This window comes from Aliarcobacter trophiarum LMG 25534, assembly GCF_003355515.1.
Taxonomy (GTDB): domain Bacteria; phylum Campylobacterota; class Campylobacteria; order Campylobacterales; family Arcobacteraceae; genus Aliarcobacter; species Aliarcobacter trophiarum.
The window spans coordinates 1,723,215-1,740,085 of the sequence record NZ_CP031367.1 but is presented as its reverse complement, the minus strand read 5'-3'; the positions used below and the strand labels follow the sequence as shown (position 1 = coordinate 1,740,085).

Here is a 16,871-nt window from a genome sequence, read left to right as displayed (position 1 = left end):
CTTTTGATAAAATATAAGCTTAATTGAGTATAAATAATTAGAATAAGGAAAATATTGTGTTAGGTTTTTTTAGAGCCGATGAAAATGCTTTTATAAAAGAGTTGATGTCTACAAACATTAATATTGCAAAAGTTAAAAAATATATTGCAAATGGTGTAAATATAAATGAAGTAGATGAAAAAGGAAGAAATTATCTTTTTTTCTTTGCAACTAAAAAGAATTTTAATGCAATAAAAGTTTTGATAAGCCTAAATATAGATATGTACAAAGAGGATAAGCTTGGCAAAACAGTCTTGAGTGAGGCCTGTGAAAAATATGATTTTATGATGATAAAATTTTTACTAGATAATGGTTTTGATGCAAATAGAAAAAACTCTGCTGGAAGAACTGTTTTGCAAGATAGTGTACTTTTAGGAAATGATAAAGTTTTTCAGATACTTTTAAACTATAATTTAGATTTTGATATAAAAGATAATGATGGGAAAAATGTAGTTTTTGATGCTATAGAGAATGGAAATTTAGAGACACTAAAAAAAGTTATTGATAATGTAAAAGATATAAATGCTGTTGATAAAAATGGGCAAACAGCACTTTTTGAAGCAGTTTTAAAAGATGATTTAAGATTGGCTTTGGCTTTAATTAATATTGGAATAGATGTAAATATCATAGATAATCACGGACAAAATGTATTATATAATACTATTTTACAAGGTATGAAAAATGAGATACTTCTAAAACACCTTGCAAAGCGAGGGATAGATTTTAATATATGTGATAGTAGAGAAAAGACAATTTTAGATGAGATTTTCTACATAATGATTTTGCAAAAATATGATAAGGATATTGAAGATAAAAGATATATGCTTATAAATCCAAAAGATGATTATCTATCTTTGGCTGTACAGATTATAGAGTTTGGATTTAAAGTTGATTTGCTTGATAAACAGGGAAAAACTGCTCTTCAAAAAGAGTTAGATAGGAAGAATTTTGCAAATGCAGAGTTTTTAATTAATTGTGGAGCTAGTCTAAATATATTTGATGAACATCATAGAAGCCTCTTTCATATAGAGGTTTTAAAAGGCTACTCAAACAATAAAATTATAGATTTTCTTATGACAAAAGGTGCAAATCTTAATCAAAGAGATAAATATTTTAGAACAATAATAGATAACCTAATAGAGATAATTCTAATTTCAAATGGAGAGAAACCTAGAAATTCTAGTTTGGATGAGTATATAAAAGAAGATGGTGGTTTTGATATTTTGCTAAAGAAACTTTTAGTTCATGAAGCAGATATAAGTTATACAAGAGTAGATGGTAAAAATATAGTTTTTGATTTAATCCCTTACGATAGTTTTGAAATTCTTGATATTTTAGTTGAGTATGGAATTGATTTAAATCAGAAAGATTTAGATGGAAATACTCCATTGATGTATCTGGTTGATGAAGGACTAAGATTAGAAGATAGAACTTTGAAAGCATATTTTGTAAAAAGGTTACAAAACTTTTTAAAATATAGAATAAATATGGATATTCAAGATAAAAATGGCAAAACAGTTATTCATAAGGCTGTAATTGCAGATGATTTACTAATAGTTGAAAAATTAATGATAAAAAAAGCAAACTTAAATATAAAAGATAATCATGGACGAACTGCACTTCATCACACACAATGGAAAGGAAACTATGAGATAGCAAGATGGTTAATTCTAGCTGGGGCTGATATAAATATGCCTGATAATAGTGGATTTAATATTTTAAATTATGCTGCAATTTTAGGACATACTAGACTTGTGATTACACTTATCTCTTCAGGTGTTCTAATGAATAATCCAAATCCAAAAAATAAAAAGGTGGCAGAGTTTTTTAAAAGTAAAGAGAAGATATTAGATAGACTAATTGCTGCAGAAGATATTAGTGATAGTAAGATGAAAAATGCTCTTATGGAAGTTGTTACAAACTTTAAAAAAGAGATAAATGAAGCTTTAAAATAAAAGGAAAAAATTTGAATAAAAGATCTATAATAATTCTTGCTGCTGGGCAAGGAACTAGAATGAAATCAAGCTTTCCAAAGGTTTTGCATAAAATCTCTGGAAAGCCTATGTTGTATTACTCAATAAAAGAGGCTTTAAAACTAAGTGATGATATCACAGTAGTCCTTTACCACCAATATGAGAAAGTAAAAGAGCAGATTGAGAAATATTTTACAAATATAAACTTCATAATTCAAGACCATGAAAACTATCCAGGAACAGGCGGAGCTGTTATGAATATAGTTCCAAAGTATGAAAAAGTTTTAGTTCTAAATGGTGATATGCCACTAATTCAAGCAAGTGAATTAGAGAAGTTTGATATAGATGCAACAATTGTAATGTCAGTTTTAGAATTGGAAAGTGCTGATGGTTATGGAAGAGTAATCATTAAAAATGGTGATGTTAAGAAAATAGTTGAGCAAAAAGATGCTTCAAAAGAGGAACTACAAATTACAACAGCAAATGCAGGTATTTATCAGTTTGAAACAAAATTTTTACTTGAAAATTTACCAAGATTAAATAATAATAATGCTCAAAAAGAGTATTACATCACTGATTTAGTAGAAATGGCAATAAATCAGAACTTGGTTTTAAAACCTTTAATTGTAAATGAAGAGAATTTCAAAGGAGTTAATTCAAAAGTAGAGTTAGCAGATGCAGAGGTTATTCATCAAAATAGAATTAAAAAAGAGTTTTTAAAAGCAGGTGTTATTATGAGATTACCTGAAACTATCTATATAGAAGAGGGTGTGGAAATAGAGGGTGAAACTATTATTGAAAATGGGGTTTCTCTTCTTGGAAATTCAAAAATCATAAATTCTCATATAAAAACAAATAGTGTAGTTGAAGATTCAATAATTATTGATAGTGATGTTGGACCAATGGCAAGAATAAGACCAGCTAGTGAGCTAAATAAAACTCATATAGGAAACTTTGTAGAGACAAAGAAAGCTATTTTAAATGGTGTAAAGGCTGGACATTTAAGTTATTTGGGAGATTGTTTTATAGATGAGGGTACAAATATTGGTTGTGGAACAATTACTTGTAACTATGATGGTGTAAATAAGTATCAAACAATAATAGGCAAAAATGTTTTTGTAGGAAGTGATACACAATTTGTTGCTCCTATAAAAGTGGAAGATGATGTAATAATAGGTGCGGGAACAACTGTAACAAGTGATATAAAAAAAGGTGAACTATATGTTTCAAGAGCTAAAACAAAAACTATAGATGGTTACTTTTATAAACATTTTGAAAAAGCAAAAAAAGAGAAAAAATAGTGATTTTAAAAGATAAAAATATACTTATAGGAGTTACTGGCTCAATTGCTATATATAAAACTTTGGATTTGATACGGCTTTATATAAAAGCTGGAGCAAGTGTACGAGTTATTATGAGTGAAAGTGCTAAGAAGTTTATAAATCCAATAACTTTTGAAGCTATTTCTCAAAATAAGATTTTAGATGAAGATAGTGAAAATTGGGATAAAACTAGTGATTATAATCATATAGATATAGGAAAGTGGGCTGATATTTTGGTAGTTGCTCCTGCAAGTGCAAATACAATAAATAAAATGGCAGTTGGTATTACAGATAATTTACTACTTCAAACTGTTTTAGCTTTTAAAAAAGAGATTATTGTAGCTCCTGCTGCAAATACAAATATGATTGAAAACCATATTACAAAAAATAGTTTGGAAAGATTAAGTAGTTGCGGCTTTAAAGTTCTAAAAACACAAACAAAAGAGCTAGTATGTAAAGATGTTGGAAATGGGGCAATGCTTGAACCTATAGATATTTTTTATAAAACTTGCAGAGAACTTCTAAAAGAAGATTTTTGGAAAGATAGAAAAGTTGTAATTAGTGGTGGTGGAACAGTAGAGAAAATAGATGATGTTCGATATATATCAAATTTCTCAAGTGGTAAAATGGCAAAAAGTTTGGCTTTAGCACTATACTATTTAGGAGCAGATATATCTTTGGTGGCTTCAAGAGGATATGAAAATATTCCATTTGAGGTAGATTTAAAAGTAGTAAAAACGACTTTAGAGTTTAAAGAAGATTTAGAGAAGGCTTTAAAAAGTAGTATGGTGAAAAAACCATTTTTATTTATGGCTGCAGCAATAAGTGATTATATTCCAAAGATAAAAAGTAGTGGAAAAATAAAAAAAGATAGTTTGGGAGACATTTGGGATTTAAAATTAGAGAAGAATATAGATATTTTAGCTTCTTTAAATAAACAAAGTATTATATCTATTGGCTTTAAAGCTGAAATGGATAGAGAAAATGCAAAAACAAATGCCAAAAATATGCTAAAAAATAAAAATCTAAATGGAGTCTGTTTAAATATTTTAGATGAAAATAATACTTTTGGAAGTGATACAAATACTGTAGAGTTAATCTTAAACAATAAAAGTTTTGATTTTAGTGGAGAAAAACTAGATATCTCACTAAAACTTTTAGAAGTTTTGCAAAAAGAGTTTACAAATGAGTAGTATAAATTTGCCCACTCATATTGCAATAATCATGGATGGAAATGGAAGATGGGCAAAAGAGCGAGGATTTAAAAGAACAGCTGGTCATGAAGAGGGTGCAAAAGTTGTGAGAAACATTACAAAACATTGTGCAAAAATAGGGGTAAAATATCTTACTCTTTATGCCTTTTCAACTGAAAACTGGACAAGACCTAAATTAGAAGTTGAGTTTTTGATGAAGCTTTTAGAAAAGTATCTAAAAAATGAGTTAGATACTTTTCTAGAAAATAGTATAAGATTTAAAGCTATTGGAGATTTAAGCCGTTTTTCTAAATCTTTGCAAGTTACTATAAAAGATATTGAAGAGAAGACAAAGCAATGTAGCTCTCTCACACAAGTTTTAGCATTAAATTATGGCTCAAAAGATGAGATAATAAGAGCTATAAAAAAGCTAAATGAAAAAAATCTTGAAGTAAATGAGCAAAACTTTGAATCTTGCCTTGATACATATTTTATGCCAAATGTAGATTTACTTATAAGAACAAGTGGGGAGATACGACTTTCAAACTATTTGTTATGGCAAAATGCCTATGCTGAGATGTTTTTTACATCTACACTTTGGCCAGATTTTTCAATAAATGAGCTAGAAGATATAATAAGCGATTATAAAAAAAGAGAGAGACGATTTGGTGGAGTTTAATCTTTTTCAGACTATAGTTTTTGTACTTTTTATAATAAATTTAGTTGTTCTAACTATATATGATTTTAGATATAAAGCTGTGCCAGATTATCTTTTACTGTTCTCTTTTTTGACATCTTTTTTTATTACAAAACTAGATATTTATGAAGCACTTCAAAGTGCTTTTATAGTTGCTGGAGCTTTTGTAATACTAAATTTCTTAGTTACATTTTATATACAGAATATAAAGTCAAGATTACTAAAAGATGAAAGTTTAAAGACTCAAATGGCATTAGGGGAAGGAGATATTCCTTTAATCGCATCTTTTAGTGTAATTTTAGGAGTTTATAATACATTTATTGCAATATTCTTAAGTGCAATTTTGACCATATTTTATGCAATTTATTTAAAGAATAGAAAAAATGAAATTGAAATACCTTTTATTCCATTTTTGGTTTTTGGTTTTTTATTGGAGTATTTTTTTAATTTATCAAATATTATTAAGGATTTTTATTGAGATTAAGTAACTATTTACATTCACAACTAGCAATTAGCTTTTTCCCTATATTTTTAGGACTGTTTTTTATAACTTCTGTTGTTTTTTTGGTTAAAATTGCAAGTCTTACTTCTGTTATTACTATGACATCTTTTGAACTCTTAAAACTTTATATCTATTCAATTCCACAAGTTGTATTTTATACTTTACCTATATCATTTTTTATGTCATTAGCAATTTGTTTATCAAAGTTATCAAGTGAGTATGAGCTCGTTGTTATCACATCTTATGGTCTAAATCCACTAAATATAATCAAAATATTATTTCCAGTGACAGCTTTTTTAACTATATTTTTACTAATAATATCTTTGGGACTTATTCCAAAAACAAAATATTTAACAAAATCATTCTCTGAAATTAAGAAAAAAGAGGCAAATTTTAATATAAAAGAGAGTGAATTTGGACAAAAATTTGGAGATTGGTTGATTTATATAAATAAAAAAAATGAAAATATTTATAAAGAGGTTACTCTATTTAAGAGTGAAAAAAATTCAGAAAATTTTATTGTAAGTGATGAAGCTTTACTTGAAAATGATAAAAATCATTTGAGTTTTAAGCTTATAAATGGAAAGGTTTTTGCAATAGATGATAATGAGCTTAGTCAAATTGATTATAGTAGTATGTATATAAATGATTCAATTACAAACACAGATATTGAAGCTTTTGATACATCTTATAACTTTTGGAAAAGAGCTTTAAAACATAACAAAGATATTGATGATTTCTCATTTTATATCTTATCTTCTATATTTCCTCTAATATCTCTATTCTTAGTGATAGTTTTTGGTTATTTTAATCCACGTTATGAAAAAAACAGAGCAGTGGTTTACTCTGTACTAACAGTTGTAATATATTATGTATTTATAAAATATATAGGAGAGAGGCTACTTTTACACTCTTTATATATAATTCCAACTATTTGGATTATGTTTAGCTATATTATATATAGTAAAACTACAAAAAAAGAGTATTAATTTTGAGTATAAACTTAAAGTTTACTATCTCTTATGATGGAAGCTCTTTTTTAGGAAGTCAAAAACAACCAAGTAAAATAACAGTAGAAGATGAGCTTTTAAGAGCTTTTAAAAGTATAAATATTGATACAAAAATAGTTTTAAGTGGAAGAACAGATAGAGATGTTCATGCAACAGGGCAAGTTTTTAACTGTTTTGTTCCAAATTATTGGGAAGATTTTTATAAACTGAAAGAGATTTTAAATAAGAGACTTCCAAATTCAATAAAGATAAAAGATATAGTAAAAGTAAAAGATGATTTTCACTCAAGATTTAGTGCAAAAAAGAGAATTTATAGATATATAGTTACTACAAAACCAACAACTCCATTTAATTCAAAATATATAACTTATATAAAAAATATTGATGAGCCACTCTTAAGAAGTGCAATAAAAGAGTTTATAGGAGTTTATGATTTCTTATACTTTCAGAAAACAGGAAGCCAAAAAGAGATTACGAAAAGAGAGATATTTTCTACAAAATTTTATAAATATAGAGATATTTATGTATTTAAATTTTGTGCAAACTCTTATTTGAGAAGCCAAATAAGGCTTATGGTTGGGTTTTTGTTGGCAATAAATGATAAAAAGCTAAATATAAATGATTTAAAACAACAGTTAAATTGTGAAAAGTGTATTTTTAAAACTCCTATAAGTCCAAATGGTTTATATTTGGCAAAGATTATTTATAAATGAAAAAGATATATCTTATAATATCTATATTATTCATAAATAGTTTTGCTTATGAGCTTAAATTAAATAGCTATGATATAAATACAATTGAGAGTTCAAAACAAAAAAGTGCTATTTATAAAAGAGTAGAAAAATATAAAGAGTTTAGAGCAAAGACTAAGAATCTAACATTAAATGAGAAACTAGATAGAGTAAACTTCTTTATAAATAGAACTTTGCCTGAACTTGATAATTTTAGTATAGGAATTGATGATTATTGGATGACCCCAAAAGAGTTTTTAATAAAAGGTAGAGGTGATTGTGAAGATTATGCAATAGCAAAATATTTTACTCTTTTAGAGTTAGGAGTAAAAAAAGAAAATCTATATATGGCAGTTGTAAAAGAGAGAACTAGTTCTGGAATGCATATGGTTCTTTTTTATATAGAAGATAAAAATAAATCTCCTTTGGTTTTAGATAATCTTAGCTTTAAGGTTTTACCACTTTCAAAAAGAGTTGATCTACTTCCTAATGTAGCTTTTAATGAAATTGATGCGTACCAATTTAGTTCTGATAAGTTTACAAATAAGGTAGTTATAGATTGGCAAAACGATAATAAATGGGATAGATTGTTAAATAGAGTTTATAAACAAAAACATTAAAATCTAAAATTCTTTAAATAAATTATAATAAGACTTGACAAATGTTGGCTCAATAAGATATAATTCTTTAGCAGTTTGAGTAACAGAGTGCTAAAAATTGAAAAAGTAGGGTTTTATGATAGATAAAAAAGAGTTTTTGCTACAATCTATTATTAAAGCATATATAGAAAACTTAGAACCAATAGGTTCAAAAGAGTTAAAATCTATGTATGAATTAGAGTACTCAACTGCAACAATTAGAGGTTATTTTAAAAAATTGGGTGAAGAGGGTTTCTTAGCTCAAGAGCATATAAGTAGTGGAAGAACTCCTACAAATGAAGCTTTGAAACAATATTGGATAGGAAAATTAGATTTTCCAATATTGGGTGTAAATATAAAAGCTATGGAGTTTTTAGCAAATAAAATAGGGTTAACGGTTCTTTTAAAAAAAGAGATTAGTGATGTTTTACAAAATATCATAAATGTTGAAAATAGATATATAATTTTGGAGTTTACTAGTTTTGCAGTTAGTATAAAATATAACTCAGCATTATATAAATTTTTAAGTGACTTTTTACAAAGCTCTTTAAAAGATATTTTAAAAGTATCAAAAGATGTTGGGGCATATGAGCTTTATAGTGCAATAAATCAAAGTTTACAAAGTAGTAATTTTGATATTTTTAACTACAAAGAGTTTTTATCTTTAGCATTAAATTTTGATTTTGATGAGTTTACAATAGATAGATTTTTAAAAGGCTCAATTTTAGATGAGTTAAAAGAGGGGCTATATTTTGATGGTTTTTTACCACAAAATTATATAGGAATTTGTAAATTCTGCAAAATCAATAATGAAGATGTAAAAATATTTGTTGTTGGTGAATTATCAAAAGATTATGAATATTTTTTTGAACAAATTATAAGTTATTAAGGAGAAAAAATGAGTGAAGTAAAACAAGATGAAGTTTTGGAAGAAAAAGTAGAAGAGACTAAAAGTTGTTGTGAAGAGTCTCAAGAGTGTAAAGAGAGCCAAACTGAAAGTTTAGAAGATGTTATTTCTAGGCTTGAAAATGAGCTAAAAGAGAGTGAAGAGAAGATTTTAAGAGTTCATGCTGATTTTGAGAATATCAAAAAAAGGCTAGAAAGAGAGAAATTTATGGCAATAGATTATGCAAGTGAGAAGTTTGCAAAAGATCTATTAACTCCTCTTGATACATTGGAGATGGCTTTGAAATCAGCTGATGTAAATATTAGTGCGGAAGAGCTTTTACCAAAACTAAAAGAGGGAATTGAACTAACTCTAAAAAGCTTTTTAACAACTTTTGAAAAATATGATATTGTAAAAGTTGATACAACTGGTGAATTTGATCCAAATGTACATAATGCAGTTATGCAAGTAGATAGTACTGAGCATGAGAGTGGGAAAATAGTCCAAGAGTTACAAAAAGGGTACTTATTAAAAGATAGATTGCTAAGACCTTCTATGGTTAGTATAGCTAATTAGAAATAAGATAAGAGAGTTGACCGAAATGTCAATAAACTATAAATAAAATTTAAAATTAAAAAAACTTAATAAAAGGAAGAAAAAATGAGTAAAGTTATTGGTATAGATTTAGGAACAACAAACTCTTGTGTTGCAGTTTATGAAAATGGAGAGGCAAAAATTATTCCAAATAAAGAGGGAAAAAATACAACTCCTTCAATTGTTGCTTATACAGATAAAGGTGAAGTACTTGTAGGTGATCCTGCAAAAAGACAAGCTATTACAAATCCTGAAAAAACTATCTATTCTATAAAGAGAATTATGGGTTTAATGATGAATGAACCAAATGCAAAAGAGGCTCAAAGTAAAGTAGGATATAAAATTGTTGATAGAAATGGAGCAACAGCAGTTGAAATAGCTGGAAAAGTTTATACTCCTCAAGAGATTTCAGCAAAAATATTAGGAAAATTAAAAGCAGATGCAGAAGAGTATTTAGGAAGTAGTGTTACAGATGCTGTTATTACAGTTCCTGCATATTTTAACGATGCACAAAGAAAAGCTACTCAAGAAGCTGGAACAATTGCAGGACTTAATGTTCTAAGAATTATAAATGAACCAACAGCTGCATCTTTAGCTTATGGACTTGATAAAAAAGGTGAAGAGAAAGTTTTAGTTTACGATTTAGGTGGAGGAACATTTGACGTTACAGTTCTTGAGATTGGAGATGGAACATTTGAAGTTCTAAGTACAGATGGAAATGCATTTTTAGGTGGAGATGATTTTGATAATAAAATTATTGATTGGTTAGCAGAAGAGTTTAAAGCTGAAAATGGTTTTGATGTTAAAAATGACAAAATGGCACTTCAAAGATTAAAAGATGCTGCTGAGAATGCAAAAAAAGAGTTAAGTAGTGCAGAATCAACAGAGATTAATCTACCATTTATCTCTATGGGAAATGCAGGTCCAATTCACTTAGTAAAATCATTAACAAGAGCAAAATTTGAAGCAATGACTGAGAAGTTAATAGATGAAACTTTAGCTCACATAAAAGTAGCTTTAAAAGAGGCAAATCTTGATAAAGGTGAAATTGATGAGATTATTATGGTTGGTGGAAGTACAAGATTACCAAAAGCAAATCAAGTTGTAAGAGATTTCTTTGGAAAAGATTTAAATAAAGGTGTAAACCCAGATGAAGTTGTTGCTGCTGGAGCTGCTGTACAAGCTGGAGTTTTAAGAGGGGATGTAAAAGATGTACTTTTACTTGATGTTACACCACTTTCATTAGGAATTGAGACTTTAGGTGGAGTTATGACAAAATTAATTGAAAAAGGTACAACAATTCCTGCAAAAAGATCTCAAGTATTTAGTACAGCTGATGATAATCAACCAGCAGTTTCTATTCATGTTTCTCAAGGAGAAAGAGAGTTTGCAAGGGACAATAAATCTTTAGGTATGTTTGAACTTTCTGATATTCCAGCAGCTCCTAGAGGTGTTCCACAAATTGAAGTAACATTTGATATAGATGCAAATGGAGTTTTAAATGTAAGTGCAAAGGATAAAGGAACAGGAAAAGAGAATAAAATTACAATTTCTGGAAGTTCTGGATTAAGTGATGATGAGATTGCAAAAATGGTTGCTGAAGCTGAAGCAAATAAAGAGACAGATGCAAAGAAAAAAGCTCTTATTGAAGTTAGAAATCAAGCAGATGCAATGCTTCATAGCACAAGAAAAACTTTAGAAGAGAATGAAAATGCAATAAGTGAAGATGAGAAAAAAGCTATTATTGATGCAGCAGCTGAGCTTGAAGAAGTTTTAAAAGATGAAAATGCTACAAAAGAGCAAATTGAAGAGAAATTGAAAGTTTTAACTGAAAAATCTCATAAATTAGCAGAAGCTATGTATAAAAAAGAGGATGAGCAAGGTCAAGCTCAAGATGGACAATCAAAAGCAAAAAAAGATGATGATGTAATTGATGCTGAGGTAGAGTAAAACTCTACTTCATGCAGACACTTATTCTTCTTTTTACTATTTTTATAGTAATATTACTTCTAATATATATCTTTTTTAAATCAAAACAAAATCGCCTTTTTTCACTTTTAAGTGGTACATGTCCTAGTTGCAAAGAGACAAAAAAAGTTTTTTTTGATAAAACTAGCAATACACACTTTACGCAAGAGATAATTAAACCTAGAGTTTTAAAAGATTATGGATGCTCTGGTGTAAAAGATGTTGAGTTTTTGTGTACAAGTTGTGGTTTAAAAGAGTTATATTCAATAAATTCTCAAATGGGATGTGGTATATGAAAAACTTAATAGTTTTAGGCTTACTTATTTTTTTAATGAACTCTTGTTCAAAAAAAGATGAAACTTTAAAACCAGAATACTCTTCAAATGCTCTTGAATCAAAATATGAAAAAGAGATTTTAAATGGAATGCAACAAGTTCCTTTCTCTCAAATAAAAGGTTTTTTTGAAGATGATCTAAATCATGCTTTAGAAGTATTTAGAAAAGATTGTCAAAAATCACAAAGGTATGAAGAGTTAAAAAATGTTTGCCAAAAAGCACAACAGACAAATGATGGAGCTATGTTTTTTGTATCAAATTTTTATGCATATAAGCTTTATAACAATGATTTTCATGATGAGGGAATGATAACAGGGTATTATGAGCCACTATTATATGGTAGTTTGAAGAAAACTCAAAGATATAAATATCCAGTTTACAAAATCCCTAAAGATTTAGTCTTATCAAATATAAATAGTTTACAAGAGTATAAATCTATTGGGAAAAGAGTTGGTAAAAAGATTATCCCTTACGATACAAGAGCCTCTATAGAAAAAAATCCAAACAACAAAAATCTTGAAGCAATTGCTTATGTGGATGATAAAATAGATCTATTTTTTTTACAAGTTCAAGGAAGTGGAAAAATACAACTTGATAGTGGAGAGATTCTAAATATTGGATATGCAGGACAAAACGGAAGAGCATATACAAGTATTGGAAGATATTTTATTGACAATGAGATAATCTCAAAAGAGGATATAAGTGTTCAAACTATAAAAGAGGAGTTGCTAAAAAAACCATCAACAATAGATAAAATTTTAAATTTAAATGAAAGTTATGTTTTTTTTAAAGTTGCAAATCAAGGAGCAACAGGAGCTCTAAATACTGTCTTAACTCCAAAAAGAAATATAGCAGTAGATAGAACATATATTCCTTTAGGAATGCCTGTATTTTTAAATACACAAAATCCTATCTCTAAAGAGCCTATAAATAAGCTTACAATAGCAGCTGATGTTGGTGGAGCAATAAAAGGTGAAATAAGAGCTGACCTTTTTTGGGGATTTGGAGCTGAAGCTTTAAATTATGCTGGAAGAATGAAAGAGAAAGGGAAGTTATATATTTTAAAACCAAAATACTAAAACTATTTTTTTAAATAGTTTTAGATTAGTTTTTTAGTTGATTAAACTCTATTATAAAATCAACTTCAATACCTAAATCTCTATTTTTCATTAAAATAGGTTTAGAAATAGTAATTGAGTATAGCTCACTATTTATATTTGTAAATAGATTAAATAACTCTTTTGGTTCTTGTATAATTATATTTACACTATAAGTAAAAACTTCAACTTTATTTGCATTGTATGTTTCAATATATTTTATGATTGAGTGTTCTGGCAAGAGTATTTTTAGTTGTTCATAAATACTATCTTTATCAAAAAGTTCATCTTGTAGATAATCTTTTGTAAATATTCCATATATTATATCTTTTAGTTCTATTTCACCTTTTGCTACAACAATTGCCTCAAAATCACTCTCTTGCTTTTCATCTAATTTTTTTGTCTCAATAGTTTGGTAAATACTACTTAAAGCTGTTTTTAATAGGTTTAAATTTTCACTATCTTTTGATTTAATCTTTAGCTCTAAAGTGTTACTTGTAAGAGTTAATTCATTTATAACAATACTTTGTGGGATATTTTTGAAAATAGCTTTAACTCTCTCTTCAATTTTACTGTTATTTAAAATATGGTCAGGGAGTTTTTCAAGTTGAATATTTTTTTTTGCTTCTATTAGATTTAAGTTTACAGCTAAAGATCTAAAATCTATCATATTATAAATTTTATATCCACCATAAAGCATTAAAGCAAATAGAATAAATACAAAAATATATCTTGAATCTCTTTTCTTCTTCTTTTTTCTAGGGACGATAAAGCTTTTTGAAATATTTGTATTTCTTGATAGAGTAAAAAGTTCATCGTGAATATCTACAGAGTAGTCATCTATTTTTAACATAAGCTCAAGGCTTAGGTTTGTTAATTGCTCTTTTGTAAGATTTCTTAAAGCAAATAAGAAAGAGATTTTTTGGATAAAAACCTCTTTTTGGCTCTCATGAAAGTTTTTTAAGATTTTTTGTAAAAGTTCATTTAATTCAAGATAGTAAAGCTCATCAAAAAGTTTTTGACCCTCTAAATTATCTTCATAAAAGTGAGTTCTTTTAACGGCATCGAAAGTTAATAGATCTACAACTTCATTATAAACTATCTTACTATTTTTATCTACTATTAAAATATAAGCTCTATCATTATAGATAAAAAAGAGTAACTCGTTTTTTGAATTTTGCTTTTGAATATGAGCATTCATTATGTGAAAAGCTGAATATATATAATCTACACCAGTTTTTCCAAAATAGTTTTGTGTTTCAAATAGTGTTGTTTTTAATACAACAATATCGTAAATTTCGTTGAAATTTATAATTTCACAATCTTTTACCTTTGGTGATATTGATTTTGGGATTAACTTTGTGGTGTCACTTAAAAGTAGAGTCGATATATAGCTTAAATCATTCTCATTTTGTAGATTATTTAATTTTTGAACAATATTATCAGGAAGAATATCACCATCTAGTAAAAATGTTGAGTTGTCTTCACTTTGTTCTTTGTTATTTATATATTTTTTATATTCAACTTTTAGATTATTATTCTGTTTTACAACATTAATAAACATAGTCTCTTTTTTAAACATTTTTTTTCCTAATTTATATTAAAGAGTGTTGCATCATCTTCTCTTTTATAAAAGATTTTGCAGTTTCAAGTTCCATATCTTCTACACTAAAAGGCTCACTTATGTAGAAATTAATTTTACCAAAAGGTTTTGGTAAAACAAATTTATCCCATGATTTAAATTGCCAATATTTGCTAGGTAAGGCATTGAAACATCTAATTTTTTTTCCACTCTTTTGTGAAATTATTACAACCCCATCTGCAATACTATATCGTGGACCTCTTGGACCATCAGGAGTAATTGCTACATCGTTACCAATTTTTAGCTCTTTTATTGCTCTTATTAAAACTTTTGATGCACCATTTGAGCTAGAACCACGAATTGCTCCACAATTAAAAAGCGAAGCGATTTTTGCAATCATCTCTCCATCTCTATTTTCACTAATCAAAGCTTTTATAACCCAACCTTTTCTAAAGTGATGATAGTTAAAGATTTGTGAAAGTAAATCACCATGCCACATACATAAAACAAATGGTTCTTTGTCATCTTTTGGATGGTGATAAATTTTTTTATTTGTTACATATATAAATTTTGCTATTAAATATAGTAAATAAGGAGCATATTTTTTCTTAAATTCTTTCCACATTATGCTACTATTTCACCTTTTAAAGAAGTTCTTGTAACTTCTGTAATTTTTACATCTACAAATTTCCCAAGTAGCTCATCACTCCCTTTTGTAAACACTAAAAAGTAGTTATCTGTGTATCCACTTACCTCTCCATTTGGTTTTAAACTCTCAACCAAAATATTTACAGTTTCTCCAAGCATATTTGGCATAGAGTTTTCTAAATATCTTTTGTGAAGTTCGATTAGCTCTTCAAGTCTTGCACTACCAACACTATCTTCAATCTCCTGTTCTTTTAGTTCAAGAGCTTTTGTATTTGGTCTTGGAGAGTATTTGAAGTTAAAAATTTGGTCAAACTTCACTTGATTTACAACATCTAAAGTATCTAAAAAGTCTTCATCTGTTTCCCCTGGGAAAGCTACAATAATATCTGTTGTAATTCTTAAATTTGGAATTAACTCTCTCATTTTAAAAGCTCGATTTAAAAACCACTCTTTTGTGTATCCTCTTTTCATAGCCTTTAAAATCTTTGTAGAGCCGCTTTGTAAAGGCATATGAATACATTTAGAAATTTTAGGATTTCTTGCAAACTCTTCTATAAACTCATCATCCATGTGAAGTGGATGTGGAGATGTAAATCTAATTCGTTTTAAACCATCTATTTTTGATATATCTTGAAGTAGTTTTGTAAAACTATATTTTTCTCTATTAGAGCTAAATCTTTTCCCATAAGAGTTTACATTTTGTCCTAAAAGTGCAACTTCAACAACACCATTATCAACTGCTTTTTGTATTTGTGCAACTATCATTTCAGGTGGAATAGATATTTCATCTCCTCTTGTACTAGGAACTATACAATATGTACACTCTTTGTCACAACCAACAGATATATTTACACTAGTTCTAAAGCTGTTATTTTTTGCTATTGCAAACTCATATGTAGAGTCATCGTTTTCAATACTTATCTCTACAGAGCCTTTTATATCAACAACATCTTTGATTTTTGAGATATTTCTAGCACCCAAAACAAAATCAACATAAGGTGCTCTTTTTATAATATCTTTTCCTAAATGTGAAGCAGTGCATCCACAAACTCCAATTTTAGCACCATCTTTTTTCTTTTTGTTAAATTGCCCAATTTCAGAAAATAGTTTCTGAACAGGTTTTTCTCTAACACTACAAGTGTTTATAATAATCAAATCAGCATCTTCAAGAGTATTTGTTGCTGTATAACCTTTATGTTTTTCAAGCTCTGCTTGAATATGCTTACTATCGGTGTCATTCATTTGACAGCCTAAAGTTTGTATAAATAGTTTTTTACTCATATTTTATGGCACTATAAATATTACAGTGCATGAACCTCATACATATACTCATCATCAGCTAATCCAAATTTAATCTCTCTAAAGTAGATATTAAATCCCTCTTTCTCTAAAGATTCAACTAAAGCCATCATATCTTTGTGAGAGTTGTCTCTATCAAAGTAAAATATTTTTTGAGTATCTTTTTTTAACTCATCTTTGATTTTTTCCAACTGTACTTTTTTTGGCTTTTCATTTAATTCATTTCTAGCAATTAATAGTTCCATTTTATTAAACCTTTTTTTTCAAATAATCGTATATTTTAGTGAAAAATTGCTTTAATTTCTATAAAAGGTATTTTTGATATACTATTGCCCTAAAACTTGCATTGAAAATCAA

The 16,871-nt window shown here is 27.7% G+C and carries 17 protein-coding genes; 13 read left to right on the top strand and 4 right to left on the bottom strand.

Annotation, left to right across the window (positions count from 1 at the left end; all coding sequences use genetic code 11):
* Positions 1 to 56 precede the first annotated feature (56 nt).
* From ATR_RS08950 to mltA, 13 genes are all read left to right on the top strand, one after another.
* On the top strand, positions 57 to 1,994 hold the full coding sequence (locus tag ATR_RS08950) for an ankyrin repeat domain-containing protein (protein ID WP_115429080.1): 1,938 nt from the start codon (positions 57 to 59) through the stop codon (positions 1,992 to 1,994).
* A gap of 11 nt (positions 1,995 to 2,005) precedes the next feature.
* Positions 2,006 to 3,313: a bifunctional UDP-N-acetylglucosamine diphosphorylase/glucosamine-1-phosphate N-acetyltransferase GlmU gene (gene glmU, locus ATR_RS08945; protein ID WP_115429079.1), complete on the top strand. Its 1,308-nt coding sequence runs from the start codon at positions 2,006 to 2,008 to the stop codon at positions 3,311 to 3,313.
* Positions 3,313 to 4,527 carry a bifunctional phosphopantothenoylcysteine decarboxylase/phosphopantothenate--cysteine ligase CoaBC gene (gene coaBC / locus ATR_RS08940; RefSeq protein WP_115429077.1) on the top strand — a complete coding sequence of 405 codons (1,215 nt, stop codon included), beginning with the start codon at positions 3,313 to 3,315 and terminating at the stop codon, positions 4,525 to 4,527. Before glmU ends, coaBC begins: the two co-directional genes overlap by 1 nt.
* Positions 4,520 to 5,206 carry a di-trans,poly-cis-decaprenylcistransferase gene (locus ATR_RS08935; RefSeq protein WP_115429076.1) on the top strand — a complete coding sequence of 229 codons (687 nt, stop codon included), beginning with the start codon at positions 4,520 to 4,522 and terminating at the stop codon, positions 5,204 to 5,206. The genes coaBC and ATR_RS08935 overlap by 8 nt, the downstream gene beginning before the upstream one ends.
* Complete coding sequence (locus tag ATR_RS08930; RefSeq protein ID WP_164966898.1) at positions 5,196 to 5,702, top strand: prepilin peptidase; 507 nt, start codon at positions 5,196 to 5,198, stop codon at positions 5,700 to 5,702. Before ATR_RS08935 ends, ATR_RS08930 begins: the two co-directional genes overlap by 11 nt.
* Positions 5,699 to 6,715 carry an LptF/LptG family permease gene (locus ATR_RS08925; protein ID WP_115429074.1) on the top strand — a complete coding sequence of 339 codons (1,017 nt, stop codon included), beginning with the start codon at positions 5,699 to 5,701 and terminating at the stop codon, positions 6,713 to 6,715. The genes ATR_RS08930 and ATR_RS08925 overlap by 4 nt, the downstream gene beginning before the upstream one ends.
* A 2-nt stretch (positions 6,716 to 6,717) precedes the next feature.
* Positions 6,718 to 7,449 (top strand): tRNA pseudouridine(38-40) synthase TruA, encoded by a 732-nt coding sequence (gene truA / locus ATR_RS08920; protein ID WP_228254226.1) that lies wholly within the window; start codon positions 6,718 to 6,720, stop codon positions 7,447 to 7,449.
* A complete protein-coding gene (locus tag ATR_RS08915) occupies positions 7,446 to 8,087 on the top strand; it encodes a transglutaminase-like cysteine peptidase (protein ID WP_115429073.1) in 642 nt (213 codons plus the stop codon). Before truA ends, ATR_RS08915 begins: the two co-directional genes overlap by 4 nt.
* 115 nt (positions 8,088 to 8,202) lie before the next feature.
* Positions 8,203 to 8,994 (top strand): heat-shock protein, encoded by a 792-nt coding sequence (locus ATR_RS08910; protein WP_115429072.1) that lies wholly within the window; start codon positions 8,203 to 8,205, stop codon positions 8,992 to 8,994.
* 9 nt (positions 8,995 to 9,003) lie between these two features.
* Positions 9,004 to 9,567 carry a nucleotide exchange factor GrpE gene (gene grpE, locus ATR_RS08905; RefSeq protein ID WP_115429071.1) on the top strand — a complete coding sequence of 188 codons (564 nt, stop codon included), beginning with the start codon at positions 9,004 to 9,006 and terminating at the stop codon, positions 9,565 to 9,567.
* 84 nt (positions 9,568 to 9,651) lie between these two features.
* Positions 9,652 to 11,535, top strand: coding sequence for a molecular chaperone DnaK (gene dnaK / locus ATR_RS08900; RefSeq protein WP_115429070.1), 1,884 nt, complete (start codon positions 9,652 to 9,654; stop codon positions 11,533 to 11,535).
* An 11-nt stretch (positions 11,536 to 11,546) separates the two neighbouring features.
* Positions 11,547 to 11,849, top strand: coding sequence for a hypothetical protein (locus ATR_RS08895; RefSeq protein ID WP_115429069.1), 303 nt, complete (start codon positions 11,547 to 11,549; stop codon positions 11,847 to 11,849).
* On the top strand, positions 11,846 to 12,967 hold the full coding sequence (gene mltA, locus ATR_RS08890; RefSeq protein ID WP_115429068.1) for a murein transglycosylase A: 1,122 nt from the start codon (positions 11,846 to 11,848) through the stop codon (positions 12,965 to 12,967). The genes ATR_RS08895 and mltA overlap by 4 nt, the downstream gene beginning before the upstream one ends.
* A 25-nt stretch (positions 12,968 to 12,992) precedes the next feature.
* On the opposite strand, the gene ATR_RS08885 is transcribed toward mltA, so the two are convergent.
* The 4 genes from ATR_RS08885 to ATR_RS08870 are packed head-to-tail and all read right to left on the bottom strand — an operon-like array spanning position 12,993 to position 16,759.
* Positions 12,993 to 14,567: a hypothetical protein gene (locus tag ATR_RS08885; protein ID WP_115429067.1), complete on the bottom strand. Its 1,575-nt coding sequence runs from the start codon at positions 14,565 to 14,567 to the stop codon at positions 12,993 to 12,995.
* A 13-nt stretch (positions 14,568 to 14,580) separates the two neighbouring features.
* Positions 14,581 to 15,192, bottom strand: a complete 612-nt coding sequence (locus ATR_RS08880; RefSeq protein WP_115429066.1) for a lysophospholipid acyltransferase family protein — start codon at positions 15,190 to 15,192, stop codon at positions 14,581 to 14,583.
* Entirely contained in the window at positions 15,192 to 16,496 is a 1,305-nt protein-coding gene (miaB, locus tag ATR_RS08875; RefSeq protein ID WP_115429065.1) for a tRNA (N6-isopentenyl adenosine(37)-C2)-methylthiotransferase MiaB, read from the bottom strand. The genes ATR_RS08880 and miaB overlap by 1 nt, the downstream gene beginning before the upstream one ends.
* Positions 16,497 to 16,516: 20 nt before the next feature.
* Positions 16,517 to 16,759 (bottom strand): HP0268 family nuclease, encoded by a 243-nt coding sequence (locus ATR_RS08870; RefSeq protein WP_115429064.1) that lies wholly within the window; start codon positions 16,757 to 16,759, stop codon positions 16,517 to 16,519.
* Positions 16,760 to 16,871 lie beyond the last annotated feature (112 nt).